Source organism: Campylobacter sp. B0100352/1 (genome assembly GCF_020135855.1).
Lineage (GTDB): Bacteria > Campylobacterota > Campylobacteria > Campylobacterales > Campylobacteraceae > Campylobacter_D > Campylobacter_D taeniopygiae.
In genome coordinates this window covers 35,391-49,923 of sequence record NZ_JACHTP010000010.1, presented here as the reverse complement: position 1 = coordinate 49,923, position 14,533 = coordinate 35,391, and the positions used below count along the sequence as shown (strand labels likewise).

General features: G+C 29.7%; 14 protein-coding genes. 3 read left to right on the top strand and 11 right to left on the bottom strand.

Features of this window, described 5'->3' with window-relative positions; all coding sequences use genetic code 11:
• Window positions 1-934, bottom strand: a 934-nt coding sequence (locus H2279_RS04385) for a PDC sensor domain-containing protein (RefSeq protein WP_337195736.1), incomplete at its 3' end; no start/stop codon positions are given.
• Between the two features lie 119 nt (window positions 935-1,053).
• On the opposite strand from H2279_RS04385, the gene H2279_RS04380 reads away from it, so the two are divergent.
• The 3 genes from H2279_RS04380 to H2279_RS04370 are packed head-to-tail and all read left to right on the top strand — an operon-like array spanning window position 1,054 to window position 3,516.
• On the top strand, window positions 1,054-1,911 hold the full coding sequence (locus tag H2279_RS04380) for a metal ABC transporter solute-binding protein, Zn/Mn family (RefSeq protein WP_137623911.1): 858 nt from the start codon (window positions 1,054-1,056) through the stop codon (window positions 1,909-1,911).
• 7 nt (window positions 1,912-1,918) lie between these two features.
• On the top strand, window positions 1,919-2,710 hold the full coding sequence (locus tag H2279_RS04375) for a metal ABC transporter ATP-binding protein (protein ID WP_337195735.1): 792 nt from the start codon (window positions 1,919-1,921) through the stop codon (window positions 2,708-2,710).
• Window positions 2,710-3,516 (top strand): metal ABC transporter permease, encoded by an 807-nt coding sequence (locus H2279_RS04370; RefSeq protein ID WP_337195734.1) that lies wholly within the window; start codon window positions 2,710-2,712, stop codon window positions 3,514-3,516. Before H2279_RS04375 ends, H2279_RS04370 begins: the two co-directional genes overlap by 1 nt.
• Here the strand turns inward: H2279_RS04370 and H2279_RS04365 are convergent.
• The 10 genes from H2279_RS04365 to H2279_RS04320 all read right to left on the bottom strand — a co-directional run bounded on the left by H2279_RS04365 (window position 3,487) and on the right by H2279_RS04320 (window position 14,496).
• Entirely contained in the window at window positions 3,487-4,869 is a 1,383-nt protein-coding gene (locus H2279_RS04365) for an McrC family protein (protein ID WP_337195733.1), read from the bottom strand. The two genes, H2279_RS04370 and H2279_RS04365, sit on opposite strands and share 30 nt — an antisense overlap.
• Entirely contained in the window at window positions 4,862-7,180 is a 2,319-nt protein-coding gene (locus tag H2279_RS04360) for an McrB family protein (RefSeq protein ID WP_337195732.1), read from the bottom strand. Before H2279_RS04360 ends, H2279_RS04365 begins: the two co-directional genes overlap by 8 nt.
• Before the next feature lie 78 nt (window positions 7,181-7,258).
• The gene (rimP, locus tag H2279_RS04355; protein WP_337195731.1) at window positions 7,259-7,699 is read right to left on the bottom strand and encodes a ribosome maturation factor RimP; all 441 of its coding nucleotides are present in this window, start codon (window positions 7,697-7,699) and stop codon (window positions 7,259-7,261) included.
• A complete protein-coding gene (gene rbfA / locus H2279_RS04350) occupies window positions 7,689-8,051 on the bottom strand; it encodes a 30S ribosome-binding factor RbfA (RefSeq protein ID WP_200281545.1) in 363 nt (120 codons plus the stop codon). Before rbfA ends, rimP begins: the two co-directional genes overlap by 11 nt.
• Window positions 8,048-10,627 (bottom strand): translation initiation factor IF-2, encoded by a 2,580-nt coding sequence (gene infB / locus H2279_RS04345; protein WP_337195730.1) that lies wholly within the window; start codon window positions 10,625-10,627, stop codon window positions 8,048-8,050. The genes rbfA and infB overlap by 4 nt, the downstream gene beginning before the upstream one ends.
• Window positions 10,614-10,910, bottom strand: coding sequence for a DUF448 domain-containing protein (locus H2279_RS04340; RefSeq protein ID WP_137623904.1), 297 nt, complete (start codon window positions 10,908-10,910; stop codon window positions 10,614-10,616). Before H2279_RS04340 ends, infB begins: the two co-directional genes overlap by 14 nt.
• Window positions 10,904-11,782, bottom strand: coding sequence for a homoserine kinase (gene thrB / locus H2279_RS04335; protein ID WP_337195729.1), 879 nt, complete (start codon window positions 11,780-11,782; stop codon window positions 10,904-10,906). Before thrB ends, H2279_RS04340 begins: the two co-directional genes overlap by 7 nt.
• Before the next feature lie 22 nt (window positions 11,783-11,804).
• Window positions 11,805-12,233, bottom strand: coding sequence for a tRNA threonylcarbamoyladenosine biosynthesis protein TsaB (locus H2279_RS04330; RefSeq protein ID WP_337195728.1), 429 nt, complete (start codon window positions 12,231-12,233; stop codon window positions 11,805-11,807).
• An 11-nt stretch (window positions 12,234-12,244) separates the two neighbouring features.
• Entirely contained in the window at window positions 12,245-13,129 is an 885-nt protein-coding gene (gene lpxC / locus H2279_RS04325) for a UDP-3-O-acyl-N-acetylglucosamine deacetylase (protein WP_137623901.1), read from the bottom strand.
• On the bottom strand, window positions 13,126-14,496 hold the full coding sequence (locus H2279_RS04320) for a M23 family metallopeptidase (protein WP_337195727.1): 1,371 nt from the start codon (window positions 14,494-14,496) through the stop codon (window positions 13,126-13,128). The genes lpxC and H2279_RS04320 overlap by 4 nt, the downstream gene beginning before the upstream one ends.
• Window positions 14,497-14,533 lie beyond the last annotated feature (37 nt).

The window sequence follows — 14,533 nt, the reverse complement described above, 5'->3', positions numbered from 1 at the left end:
GTTTGGCGATAAAAATATATAATAATAAAGAAATAATTGCCACCATAATCAAAGAAGAAACAATTTGCACATAAGTCATTTTAAGAATTGGCTCGGTTACAATATCAAGTGGTTCGCCAATACATATGGTTGAATTTTCGTATTTTGCACATATAGCAAATCTTTCACTATTGTCTCTTTTTCTTGTATATTCAAAAGGTTCAAAATCCGCTTTTGTTTTAGATATAGCAGCAATTTGATCAATATTATAACCTTCTTTAAGTTGCTCTTTATCTGTCGCTGCAAAAATTTTATTGTTTTTATCAAATGCAAAAGTTCTTCCAGGATTTGCCTCATACTCTTGTTGTAAATCTTTAGTTAAAACATCAATTGCCAAAACTCCAATAAATTTACCATCTTTGTATAGGGCTTTAGAGTAGGTAAAACAAGGAAGTTTAGAAGTGATATCGACATAAGAAGGAGTTATATAAACATCATTTGTTTTTAAAGCTTCTTGATAATATTCTCTTGTTCTTGCATCATAATTATCTGCTTTTCCATAAATACCAAAATCTAACCCTTTAGAATCAGAATCAGAATCAGAAACAATTAATTCTCCATTAGGTTGAGCAATATAGGCTGCCAAAAATCCTCCAGCATCCCTTAAAACTTTAAGCTCCTCGCCCACATTTTCTTTAAGTGCTTGCTCACTACTCAATTCATCATAAGAAAAACCTGAAATTCTTTTACTATAATTTTCAAGAGCTTCCAAATTCTTTTCTTGAAATGATATAAGAGAGTTTTTAGCAACCTTTATATAACTAGTTTCTGTTTCAATAACTTCATCATAAATCAAGTTCTTTAGGAAAAAATAAGTTATAAAACCTAAAATACTTAAGCAAATTATAGTTATTAAACCTGCAACAAAAGAAACCTTAAATTTCAAATTTCCCATAAATATTCCCTTTTTCAATTTTAATAATTTTTACCAAAAGATGGTATTATAACGAAATAAGAATTTATTTTATATTAATTAAATACTATCTCTAAAATATTTAAAACAGGGTTTAAACAATGGTAAAAAAAATATTTTTCTTATTTGCAATTTTATTAAGCTTTTTAAATTTGACTTGGGCTAAAGATATAAAAAATCACAAAGATATCCCTACTGTAAGTGTGAGCATACCACCTCAAGCCTTTTTTGTTGAGAAAATAGCCGGAGATACTGTAAAAATAAATATTATTTTACCGCCTAATACCAATGAACATCATTTTGAATTTAAGCCAAGCGTTATGAAAAAACTCGAACAAAGCGAAATTTATTTCACTATAGGTTTAGAATTTGAAAAAATTTTTATTGATAAATTTCATCACAATTTTCCCAACTTAGAAATAGTCAATATGCAAAAAAATATCAAATTACTTGATTTTCAAGATTCACACCACCAAAAAGATCCTCACACTTGGCTAGATCCTGTCTTAGTGCAAACCATGGCTTTAAATATTTATGATGCCTTGATCCAAAAATATCCTGAAAATAAAAATCTTTACAAAGAAAATTTAAACAAATTTTTAGCAGAATTAGACAATCTTAATTTGCAAATTTCTTCAAAACTTGAAAATATAAAACAAAAAGAATTTATTGTTTATCACCCTTCTTGGGCTTATTTTGCTAAACGCTATCATTTGATTCAAATTCCTGTAGAAAATTTAGGAAAAGAGCCAAAGATAAAAGAATTAAAACAGCTGATAACTTTTATTAAAGATAAGCACATTAAAACTATTTTTGTTCAAAATGGCTTTCCTGAAAATGCAGCAAAAACCTTAGCTCATCAATGTGATGCCCAAATTTACATCATCAATCATCTTTCAAAAGATTGGGAAAAAGAACTTTTAAAAGTCAGTGATGCTTTATCTAAAGCTTTAAAATAGGTAATTTATGGAATTTTTTTCTATTAAAAATCTTAATTATTCCTATAATAAAGAATGTGTTTTAAAAAACATCGATCTAACATACAGTAATCAAGATTTTTTATCCATAATAGGTCCAAATGGTGCTGGAAAATCCACACTCATAAAGCTGATTTTAGGACTTTTAAATTCTCACAATACAATTATATTTAAACAAATTAAAAAAAGTGAAATCGGCTATGTTCCACAACATACTTTAGCTAATCCAAATTTTAATCCTAGAGTCCTTGAAGTCGTGCTTATGGGACTTATCAATAAAAAAAGATTTGGTTTTTACAAACAAGAAGATAAAAACAAAGCCTTAAAAGCTTTAGAAAAAGTCCAAATGCAAGATTTTTGGAATAAAAAAATCAACGAATTAAGCGGGGGGCAAAGACAACGCGTATTTATAGCAAGGGCTTTGGTGGATGAATGCAAAATGCTTATTTTGGATGAACCAACCGCAAGTGTTGATAGCAAATCAGCGATACAAATTTTTGAGCTTTTAAAATCTTTACATGAAAAAGGCATAGGCATTTTGCTTGTTTGCCATGATATCAATTTAGTTCTTGCTTATAGCGATAAAATCGCGCATTTAAATAAAGAATTATTTTTACATTCCAATCAAAAAGAAAAAAAGAAAAGTGATTTTTTAAAACATTTATACGAAAATCATTCCCATTTTTGCGATGTAGAAATGAGTTTAAATTCATGCTTGTGCGATCATAATTGCAAGGATAAAAATTTAAAAACATCACTGCACTTTTCTAAGGAAAAATAATGTTTGAAATTTTTCATTTCACTGTATTTCAAAACGCTCTTTTTGCGGCAATTTTAGTCAGTATTGCTTGTGGAATTATAGGAACTTTAATCATGATCAATCGGCTTTTTTCTATGGCTGGAGGGATTACACATGGGGCTTTTGGGGGTATAGGGATCGCTTTTTATTTTTCCTTGCCTATTTTACTTAGTACAAGCATTTTTACTCTCATCTTAGCCTTTATCGTTGCCTTTTTAGTCAAACATTACGAGCACAGAAGCGATAGTATCATTGCTGTGATTTGGGCATTTGGCATGGCGATTGGGATTATACTTATAGATTTAAGTCCTAACTATAATACTGATCTTATGGCTTATCTTTTTGGAAACATTTTAGCGGTTGAAAATGAGGATTTATACCTAATGGGTTTAATTGATGGGGTTGTGATTTTTTTAATGCTTTTATTTTATAGACAATTTGAAGCGATAAGCTTTGATGCTGAATTTGCAAAAGTGCGTGGAATTAATACAAATTTTTTCCATTATCTTTTGATTGCACTGATGGCATTTTGTATTTGTATTTCAATCCGCCTTGTTGGACTTATTCTTATTATAGCGCTGCTAAGCATTCCTAGTTTTATCGCTGAAAATTTTAGTAAAAAACTTGGTTTTATAATGATTCTAGCAAGTTTTTTAAGTATGATTTTTTGCTTAGGTGGGCTTTTGCTTAGTTATTATTTCGATCTTTCTAGTGGAGCTTGTATTATTATCGTTGCTTGTTTTGGTTTTTTAATCAACTTAGGCGTGAAAATCGTTTGCAAAAGGTAAGGGTGCGAACAAAATTTTTAACTTTATGCGACCTTCTAAGAAATTTAAAAAATCACTTGCTTTAAAAAAATACTCATCCTTTTTGCTTTTCTCTTTTAATTCTAAAGTCCTCCCGCACAAAGGATAAATAAGCCAAACCTCTTTTACCTTAAATTTAGCAGCATAGGCAAACATTTGATAAAGATCGCTTTGTGCGATAGAGTATTGTTTTTTATCATCACTATCACTTAGAATTTTCCATTTAGTATCTGCGATTATATGATCTTGGATATAAAGATCTGGTTTAAGCAAAAAACAATCTTCGCTGTTATTTTTATTCATTAGAAATTTAGTTTTATCTTGAGTTTTAATCTTAATTTGATCATTGGCTATTTTAAACATATGAGCTACATAATCTTCAAAAAGTTTTTCCATAGGAAAAAGCAAAGCAAAAGCTTCGTTACTTCCTTTATAAGGGGTAAAAGTTTCTTTTTGTAAAAAAATCCTACACCAAGAAAGCAAAGTTTCATAATAATCAAAATGTCTTGAAATTTTATACTCAAAATCCTTTTTATAATTTTTAGATAATTGCACATCATCAAGCATTTGCAAGGCTTTTGTGACTTTAAATTTATGCATAGTTGTTTTGGATTTTAAAAACTCAAGTGTAGATTTTATCAAACGATTTGGCGGAATATCCAAGATAAACTCATCGCTTTCTGTAAAAAATCTTTCTTTATGGATAAGATTGTGTTTTAAATTTTCACTAAAAAGCAATTTTCCCTTTAAAAAAGCCCTGTTATCTTGTATGCTCACATAATCTTTTTTTAATCCTTTTTTAAAAATCAAATCCAATTCTTCTAAAAACATAGAAATAAAAATTTCAAATAAAGGCATTTTAGAAGTTTTCAAAGATGAAATATGACTTTTTTTAAAAGGAGAATTTTTTAAGGTTGTAAGCAAATTTAACAAAAGCTGCTTAGAGGGAAAATTGTAATTTTTTTCATAGTTAAAATTTACAAATTTTTCTATTTTGATCTCGTTTTTAGGCTCGTTCTCTTGTATATCTAGTTTATAAATTTGTTTTAGTTGATGAAAATTTATTTTTTTTAAATTCTTATCTTTTTCTCCTTGATAATTTTCTAAATCGGTGCATTTGGGCAAAATCTCCAAAATACCGCTTTTTGTTTGTATCATACCCACATAATTTTTAGCTTTTAGCGTATTTTTATTTTTAAAACCTAAAAAAATTTCATTATTTTTAGCAAATTCTTCTAATTCTTTATAAAATTTATTTGCCCTATTTCCAAAATCTTTTTTTAAGTCATTCTCGCAAAAAGCTTGATACTCAATAACTTGAAAAACATTAGTCATTGTTTTTATTATTTTCTTCGGTTTTGTTATCGCTAATTTGATTTTCATAAATTTTTTGATACGTTTCTATTTCATCCCAAATTTCATTATCAAAAGGGTTAATATTATAAATAGTTTTCTCATCGTATGTTTCTAGCTTCTTAATGCTATGTAAATAATCATTTTCTTTATTTTCTGCTTTTTCAACCATACGATTATCATTTAAAACGGCATTTATTGAAGCATAATCATCGTAAAAATACTCTTGCAAAAGAGGGATGATTTTATTTTGAAAAACGCTCTTTAAATTTTCTAAATTTTTAACACCTATGAAAAACGCATGCCCTATAGTTTTTTCCCTATCTAGCAAGCATTCTATACGAGTATTGATAGCTGTTAATAGTTTTGATAAATCTACATCTTTATATTCTAAATTTTCTAATTCTTTAGGATTGGGCATCATCTCTACAAATTCAAAACGCCTTCTTAAGGCTGTATCAAGCGAAGTTATACTTCTATCAGCTGTATTCATAGTGCCTATAATATAAACATTTTCAGGTACTCCAAATTTTTCACCACTATAAGACAAAGTTACCCTTAGCTCTTCTTCTGCCCCTATTCTTTTGCTTGGTTCTATCAAAGTTATAAGCTCACCAAAAATCTTACTTACATTACCGCGATTGATTTCATCAATAATGATAATGTAGGGTTTCAATTCCGGTTTTTTGCTAACTCTATCATCTATTTGAAAACTTTGTTCTTTTTCTTTAAATAATTGAACTAATTGAAAATAATAGCTATCAATTTGTCTTCTATGCTTGTTATTTAAAATCTTTTTAATACTTCTTCCTTTTAAAACATCATCTTTGTTTTCTAAAAGTGTTTTAAAAATTTCTAAATTTAAATATAATTTTACACTAGTATCATCTGTGATAATTCTATACTTTCCATTATTTTCTTCTAGCTTAAATCCACCGCCTTGAGTTTTTTCTATAAATTTTTGTTGCTCTACTAATTCATCTAAAAAAACTTCTATTTTATTTTCTAAATTTTCATTCTTTGCAAATTCTTCTTGCGTTAATGAAGATTTTTCATAATTATCCAAAGCTTCTTTACAAAGTTCTTTAAAAATTCCATTTTTTATTTCGTATTCTAATTCTTTAGAACTTCTATTATCTTCGTTTATAACAGGTTTTATACCCTCTACAAATTCTTCATATCCGTAACTTTGATGAAAGGTAGTAAAAACTATTTGTCCATTTTTTACATACTCATCAAATTTTGCTTTTTTATCTATTCTATTTTCTAAATTTTCACCCAAAATTTCTAAAGCTTTATCTATAGTATGATAAGTCTTTCCTGTCCCTGGAGGCCCATAAAGAATTTGATTTAAAGATATATTTTCATCTTGTATATCTTTTCCAAAATGAACTTTAAAAAATTTCTCATAATATTTCAATGCATTAAAATACATATTACCATTTTTAAGATTTTCTGATAAAAAATTTTTATCTTTGTCTAATTTGTGTTTATTTCTATAAAATTCATTGTTATCGCTACAACTATACAAACTCTTATCTAAAAATTTCTTAGATATATTATCTATTGCATCAATATATTCTTTTATAACTTCATCGTGCAATTCACTTTTTAAAAAATTAAAAAATAGTTCTTTTATTTCTCTAATATAATTTTCACTATTTTCACCATATTCAAACCATAAAGGATTGGCTATTTTATTTATCATATCTATTAATGATAAATTTTCATCTTCTATTAATTTTCTATAAATTTCACATGTTTTCAATTTCTGTTTAAATTTATTTTTGGATATTACGTTTAAAACATCTTTTGAAAAAATATTAACTATTTTAATATTTTTTATATCTTGATAATGAAAAGCTATTTTCCATTTTACAGCATCCCCAAAATTTATCTTTTCTATCGCCTCTAAATCATTATTTTTACTTGCTTGTATTATTTTTACAATTATTTTTTTTACATTTTCAAAAGCTTCATCTTGGTTATTTCCATATTTAGATAACCAAGCATAATTTTGATTATACAATCTACCTTTAGAAGATTTTTTTTCACCCTCATCGTTTCTTCTATATATACCAAATTTAAAACTTGAGCCACCCCAAATGCTTCCTATATTGCCAAGTTTATTTTCTATCCAAAAAGTAAAATCATCTCTATTTGGATTTTCTTTTAACACACTGGTATATTCTTTTAAAGTCATTTCTTGGACTCTATCTAAAGTCCATACTTCTTGAAATTGTAAAAAATTATCCACCAATTCTTGAGATTCTTTTTTATCTAAATTCCACATTCAATTTCCTCTTTAGCTATTTTAAAAATTAATAAGCATTATAATAAATTATTTATTAATATTTAATAAATAATTTATTTACCACTGTACAAAAGTTCTAGCTTTTTTTATATCATTAAATTTAAGAGTGATTTTTTCATTATCTAAGGTTTGTAAATTTATATTTTCATTTTCAACGCTAAGAATTTTTGCCTCGATCTTTTCTTTTTCATTGGTTGTGATTTTTACAAGCTCATTGATACTTTTTTCAAAATGCTCTATTTTGCTAAGCTTTCTTTCAAGCCCACAGCTTGAAACTTCTAAAAAATATTCTCCACTTATAGGTGGTTCCACATCAAAAATAGGCGATAAAATCTCACTAAGCCTAGCACAATCATCCAAATTTATCCCCGCTCTTTCACCTTTTTCATTTAAAGGATTCATCACATAAATTCGGTAAATTTTTTTTCCATTTTCACTGACTAATTCACTATCATAAAGTTCTAAATTTGCTTCTTTGCATAAAGCCTCAAGATTCATTTTTTTCCTTTTTTATCTTTTCAAAAAGTGCATCCATGTGATTTTGATACTCGAGTCTATCATCAAATTTAAAATGAAAATTCGGACAGCGATACCAACCTTGCTCACTCATACAATAGTTTTGCAAAGCCCTTGATGCCTTTTTTAAAGTGTTAAGAATTTTTTCTTGCTCATGAGCATTGAAAAACATTTTATCAAGATACACAAAAGCATCATATCTGCCTTTTTTGCATTCTACATCCACAACGCAAAGATTTTTTAAATTCTCATCATCCAAATTTGCCAAAGCTTCAGGGATAAGCTCTTTTAAAATGCTTTCTGTGCGTAATTTTTTAATCTCAGCTGGATTCATAGACTTACTTTTTCTTCAACTTCTTTATAACTTTCTATATAATCACCCACTCTCATATCATCACATCCTTGTATGCCAACGCCACACTCATAACCTTTTGCAACCTCTTTAACATCATCTTTAAAACGTTTTAAAGAACTCACGCTTCCTTCAAAAACCACCACACCTTCTCGTATGAGACGAATTTTAGCCCCTCTATTGATCACGCCTTCTGTAACCATACAGCCCGCAATTTGACCCAATTTTGGCACATTAATCACTTGTCTGATTTCAGCTTGACCCAATTGCTCTTCAGAAATTATAGGGCTCATCATACCACCAAGCAAGGCTTTAACATCGTCTAAAAGATTATAAATAACATTGTAGGTTTTTATTTCAACACCTTTATCTTTAGCGCGTTCTTTGATTTCCCCTGTTGGACGTATATTAAAACCAAGCACGATAGAATTTTCACTCGCACTAGCAAGTTCAATATCGCTTTGTGTGATTCCACCTACCCCGCTATGGATGATATCGACTTTAATTTCATCGTTTCTTAATTTTTCCAAACTCGCTTTTAAAGCTTCTAGCGTTCCTTGAACATCTGCTTTTAATATAACTGGTAAAGCTTTGATATTGCCTTCTTTGATTTTAGCTCCAAGTTCATCAATGCTGACTTTTGTAGATTTGCTAAGCTCTTTTTGACGATTGTATTCATAACGTTTAGCCGCATATTCTCTTGCTTCTTTATCGGTTTTAACGGCGATTAAAATTTCACCCGATTGCGCTACCTCGCTTAAGCCAACTATCACTCCACATTCACCTGGCTTGATCTCTTTAAGTGCTTTACCTTGATCATCACTCATAGCCTTTATTTTTCCATAAGAAACACCCGCTACAACCGTATCACCTACTTTTAAAGTTCCATTTTGCACGATCACAGTAGCAACCGCACCACGACCTTTTTGTATGGAAGATTCTATAATGCTTGCTTTTGCGTAATTTTTAGGATTTGCTTTTAACTCTAAAATATCAGCCTGCAAAAGCACAATTTCGAGTAAATCTTCTATCCCCATCCCCGTTTTAGCAGATACACCTACAAATTCATAACTTCCACCCCACTCTACTGGCATGATCTCAAGTTCAGCAAGTTGTGTTTTTACCATATCAGGATTTGCACCCTCTTTATCCATCTTATTGATCGCTATGATGATAGGCACATTAGCAGCTTTTGCATGATTAATCGCTTCTTTTGTTTGAGGTTTAACCCCATCATCAGCAGCTACAACGATAATAACAATATCAGTGATACTTGCACCCCTTGCACGCATAGCCGTAAAAGCCTCATGACCTGGAGTATCGATAAAGGTGATCTTTCGATCATTTTTTTCCACCATATAAGCACCCACATGCTGGGTAATTCCCCCTGCTTCACCACTTGCAACACGAGATTTTCTGATAAAATCTAGCAATGAAGTTTTACCATGATCAACGTGTCCCATTATCGTAATAACAGGTGCTCTAGTGATTAAATCTTTTTCATCATCTTGAGTTTCATAATCTTTTACATAATCAAATTCATCCGCTTCATTAGTAATAGTAATTTCTATGCCAAATTCAGAGCCCAAAATCTCAATAGCATCTTCATCTAAAAAATCATTTTTAGTTGTCATCATACCAAGCATAAAAAGCTTTGAGATCACTTCACTTGTGCTTTTGCCTATTTTATCGGCAAATTCATACACTCTAATTTCTTTAGGAATTTCAACGCTTGTAATGGCTTCATTTTCTTTTTTTTCCACTTTTTTAGGCGGTTTTTTACGACTTCTTCTTTGAATTCCGCCTTCAGCAAAATTAACAGAATTACCCACAGCTTGGCGTAAAAAATTAGGCTGTTTTTTAACCATATTGTTCGGCTTTTCTTCTTCCTTAACGCTAAAATCAGGCAAAACAACCTCATCCTCATCATCTAAAGAAATTTCGGCAAAATCTTGATTTCCTAAAAGATCCATTTTTTGAGTATTTTCTTTTTTGACTGCGATATTAGGTTTTTTATCTTTTTTCTTCTTTTTTGCAGAATCATCAAGATCAGTATTTGAAAACATCGTTTTTAAATTAATTCTTTCTTGATTTGAAGGAGTATCAGCAGCACTTTTTGGTTCTTCTTTTTTTGCAAGTTCTTCTTCGGTTTTTTTCTTTTTAACAATCACAAGCCCTCTTCTTTTTGCCAAAGTAGCACTCGCTAAACTCTCTTGAACTTTTTCTTTAGGCTCTTCTTTGACTTCTTCTTTTGGCTTAATCGTTTCTACTTTTTCTACCTTTTCTTGTTTTGCTACAGTAGTAGTTTTTGCAGTTTGAACCTTGTCTTCTTTTGCTTTGGTTTTTGTTTTTTTTGCCGGAGTTTGCTTGATATTTTTCTTAAAAGCTTCGGGGATAACTTTAGTTTGTATGTATTCATAAATTCCCGCAGCAACATCAGGTTCTACGGCATTTGATGCGGTTTTGATATTGAGTCCTAATTCGTTGGCCTTTTCGATGATTTCTTTGCTATCGTATCCTAATTCTTTTGCGATTTCATGAATTCTAATTTTTGCCATTTAAAACGATCTCCTTTATATTCTGCTGAGTGATTTTTATATTTAATTTTTTACATATTTTTGAGAATGTGGCCTGAAATTTTTCATCCTCCATTAAAAGACAATGATTGCACAAATAAATACTACGACCAAAAGCTAAATTTTGGTATAACTCCGCCTTAAAAACCTTTAATCTATGCAATTCTTTTTGAAAAAAACGATTTTTGCAAACCACGCACATTCTAACCGGTTTATGTTTGTCTGCATTTTTAGAATTATATCTTTTTTTTTCATTTTTTAGCAAATTTCAAAACCTTTATTATCAAATTCTAAAACCAAAATTTTAAAATTTCTAAATTTTTTCTCAAGTTGCTGTTTTAAATAATTTGCATCCTCTTTATAAGCAAGATTAAAAAAACTAGAACCTGATCCTGAAAGAGTACTCATTAAAGCTTTGTTTTCTAAAGCAAATTTTTGCACCTCAAAAAGTTCGGGTAAATTTTTCATTCTATGATTTTGATGAATTAAATCTTTACTAGCTATAGTTAATAAATCGTATTTTTTTTCCAAAAAACAAGCTGTAAGAAAAGAAGAATGAGCTAAGTTAAATACGCACTCTTTAAGATTAAAACTTGATGGCAAAGCTGTGCGACTTTGCTCTGTGCTTATAAATACATTTGGAATAACTACAACAGCACTTAAATTTTCATCTATGGATTTTTTTATACTAAAAACATTTTCATTTTCAACTACAGAAGTTACGAATCCTCCCAAAACCGCCGGAGCTATATTATCAGGATGATTTTCATATTTTAATGCCTCATTTAAGATTTTTTGTTTTTCAACCCTAAATCCAGCCATTTCAAAAGCCGCTCCAATAGCTCCAACAATGACAGCAGAAGAGCTTCCAAGACCTCTAGATAAGGGAATTTTATTTTCAAAAATAAAGCGAAATTTTTCTTTTTTTCCACTCAATCTTTCATAAACTTCATTAAAAATATTCACAAAAATATTATTTTTTTTAAGGCTTAAATTTTCACTGCCTTCTCCATAAATACTGATGCTAAAAAAATTGGATTTTTCAATGATAGTGCTATTAAAAAGCCTTATGCTTAAACCAAGACAATCAAATCCTGGTCCTAAATTTGCACTCGTTGCAGGTACTAAAATTTTCAATATTGATTCCTAGTAAAATTATTTAAATTGCAGGTAAAAAATAAAAAGGTAGATTATCATCTTTTTTATTAAGCTTGCTTAAATTTGAAGGTAGGATAAACTCTCCTGAAACAGCCTTTTCTAAAACAATTTCATCCCCTTTTTTGACAAAACACATTTCCCTATGAGCACTGATGGGCTGATTATTATTCAACTCAAATGCGCTAATTGCAAACAAAGGGATATTTTTAACTATACTTAGGGTACTCAAACTCACATAAGAAATTTTAATCCCCATAAAAGAGCCTGGACCGTTAGCGTAAATAAGCTCATCAAAGGTGAAATCTTGAAGTAATTCTTGTAAAATTTTAGGTATAAATTCACTCGCTTTTTCATCGCTTATTATGCTTTTTACAAGAAGATCATTTTCATAAATACCAAGCATTAAAGGCTTAGATAAGGCATTAAGCAAGAGAGAAGTTTTTATGCAAAAACCTTTTCATAAGCTTTTTCATTTGCTTTTTCAAGACTGACAATCTCATAAGCTTCTTTATCTTTTAACACCTCTTTAGTGAGCAAGTGATTTAAATGATGGCTCCCAGCAAAAGATATATAATCGCCAAAAACTCTATATCCAAGCAAGGTTAAATCCCCAATAGCATCTAAAATTTTATGTCTTACAAATTCATCCTTAAAACGCAAACCTTCAGGATTTAAAATTCTACTCTCATCGACAACTATAGTATTTTCCAAACTGCCGCCAAGGGCTAAATTTTTATCTCTAAGCATTTGAACATCTTTTAAAAAACCAAAAGTTCTAGCTCTTGCGATATTTTCTATATAATTTTTTTTGCTGAATTCAAAATTATAAGTTTGCTCACCTATAACCGCATTATCAAATTTGATGGTATAATTAATGCGAGGCTCTTTAGTCGGTATTAATCTTACAAATTTATTCCCATCTCTTACTTCTATTGGTTTTTTAATAACCATAATTTTTTTAGGTGCATCTAGTTCTACAACTCCCGCTTCATCAAGCATCATACAAAAACTAATACTTGATCCATCCATAACAGGAGCTTCGTTTGCATTTAAAACAATACGCACATTATCAATTCCATAAGCATTTATAGCACTCATTAAATGTTCTATCGTTGAAATAAAACCGCGATCATCTCCTAAAACAGTGGCCATTTGAGTATTGATTACATTTTCAGGAATCGCTTTGTAACTTGCATTTAAATCACTCCTAAAAAAAACTATGCCGCTATCAGCCTCTAAAGGCTCAAGAGTAATTTCGATAGGTTCGCCTTTGTGTAGTCCTATTCCCACACCTTTTACTGATCTTGCTAAGGTTAATTGTTTCATTGTTTTTGTCCTAAAATTATTTTTTTTCCATTATTTAAAACTTTATAAATATTTTCCTCGATCCATTTTCTATCTTGCCATTGCTCCGGACGTGTTTCTACTCCTTGAACTAAAACGCCAAAATGCAAATGATCTCCAAGAGCTAAACCGCTTTTTCCTGTTCTTGCGATCACACTTTGACTGGCTATTTTTTCGCCAACATCAATATCTTTAGATGAGCAATGTCCATAAAGACTATAAACACCAAAGCCATGATAAACAATCAAATTAAGCCCGTAAATTCCATTCTTTTGTGCAAATACAACTTTTCCAGAATTATTGCTAAAGATTGGAGCTTCTCTAACACTAGCCAAATCTATACCCATATGGTAAGAATCGCTAACAAATTGACCATTATAAGAATAATATCTATGATCAGCAAAATCCCCAACTTTTAACGCATGTTTCAGTGGCAAAAATAAATTAAGGGAAAAATTATCAATTTTATCTTCTAAAACATTTGAAGTGATTTCATGTATAAGTTTTTCATTATCATTTCTTAAAGTTTCATTGACGAATTTAAATTTGTCAAAACGCGTAAAATTATTGTCCTTTGGAGCGTATTCTTGAGCTAAATTTTCAATTTTACCATCTAAGAAACTATCCGTAAGGCTGATATTAGAAACTTTATACTTTCTATTTAAAAAATAATACCTTATGCGCTCTTTAGAAGTATTTCCAGCCTTATCCGTTGCAATCACATAAGCTCTAAATTCATCATCTCTTGCATCCCAAGCAATAAGGGCTGCATAATAACCATCTTTAATATAAGGAGTTGCTTTAAAGATCTTTCCTCTATTTGTCTCGATATAAACTTGATCTAAGTTAGCATCTTTTGCAGAAAATACAACGCTAGCTGCCCCGCCTTGCTCGATTTGATAAGAATTGCTTAAAATATTTATTTTAGGAGAGGCATTATCGACTATAATCGCGATTTGTTTTTTTGCTTTATCTTGATCAAAAATATTCCAAAAACAATCATTTTCAGCAATGATTTCCATGATGAAAGATTTTGATTTTTCGCTACTTTTTGGCAAAGCAACTTGCAAAGTAATATCATTTAATTTTTGTATTTTTTCATCTGCAATTAACATTCCAGAATCTTGATCATCTTTTTTTAAGATAATTTTTACATTTTTAATAGAATGATTCTCATCTTTAATATGCACAGAAATAGGTTTTTCAAGATTTGTATAGACAATATCGGGCATAAGAATTTGAGGTAAGCTTTTTCTCACTATATCTTCTTTTTTTACAATAAAAAAAGCTGCCAAAACAACAAGGATTAAAAAATATAGATAAAAAGTCTTTTTCTTTCTTCTTGCCATCTTTTCTTCCTAAGATAAAAATCAATATTTTTAGTTT

What these genes read in the sequence shown, in the direction of transcription:
- rbfA (WP_200281545.1), bottom strand. Translation starts at nt 8,051, where the DNA reads ATGAATCCAGCTGAGATTAAAAAATTACGCACAGAAAGCATTTTAAAA.
- H2279_RS04380 (WP_137623911.1), top strand. Translation starts at nt 1,054, where the DNA reads ATGGTAAAAAAAATATTTTTCTTATTTGCAATTTTATTAAGCTTTTTA.
- H2279_RS04375 (WP_337195735.1), top strand. Translation starts at nt 1,919, where the DNA reads ATGGAATTTTTTTCTATTAAAAATCTTAATTATTCCTATAATAAAGAA.
- H2279_RS04320 (WP_337195727.1), bottom strand. Translation starts at nt 14,496, where the DNA reads ATGGCAAGAAGAAAGAAAAAGACTTTTTATCTATATTTTTTAATCCTT.
- infB (WP_337195730.1), bottom strand. Translation starts at nt 10,627, where the DNA reads ATGGCAAAAATTAGAATTCATGAAATCGCAAAAGAATTAGGATACGAT.
- H2279_RS04360 (WP_337195732.1), bottom strand. Translation starts at nt 7,180, where the DNA reads ATGTGGAATTTAGATAAAAAAGAATCTCAAGAATTGGTGGATAATTTT.
- lpxC (WP_137623901.1), bottom strand. Translation starts at nt 13,129, where the DNA reads ATGAAACAATTAACCTTAGCAAGATCAGTAAAAGGTGTGGGAATAGGA.
- H2279_RS04370 (WP_337195734.1), top strand. Translation starts at nt 2,710, where the DNA reads ATGTTTGAAATTTTTCATTTCACTGTATTTCAAAACGCTCTTTTTGCG.
- H2279_RS04365 (WP_337195733.1), bottom strand. Translation starts at nt 4,869, where the DNA reads ATGACTAATGTTTTTCAAGTTATTGAGTATCAAGCTTTTTGCGAGAAT.
- rimP (WP_337195731.1), bottom strand. Translation starts at nt 7,699, where the DNA reads ATGAATCTTGAGGCTTTATGCAAAGAAGCAAATTTAGAACTTTATGAT.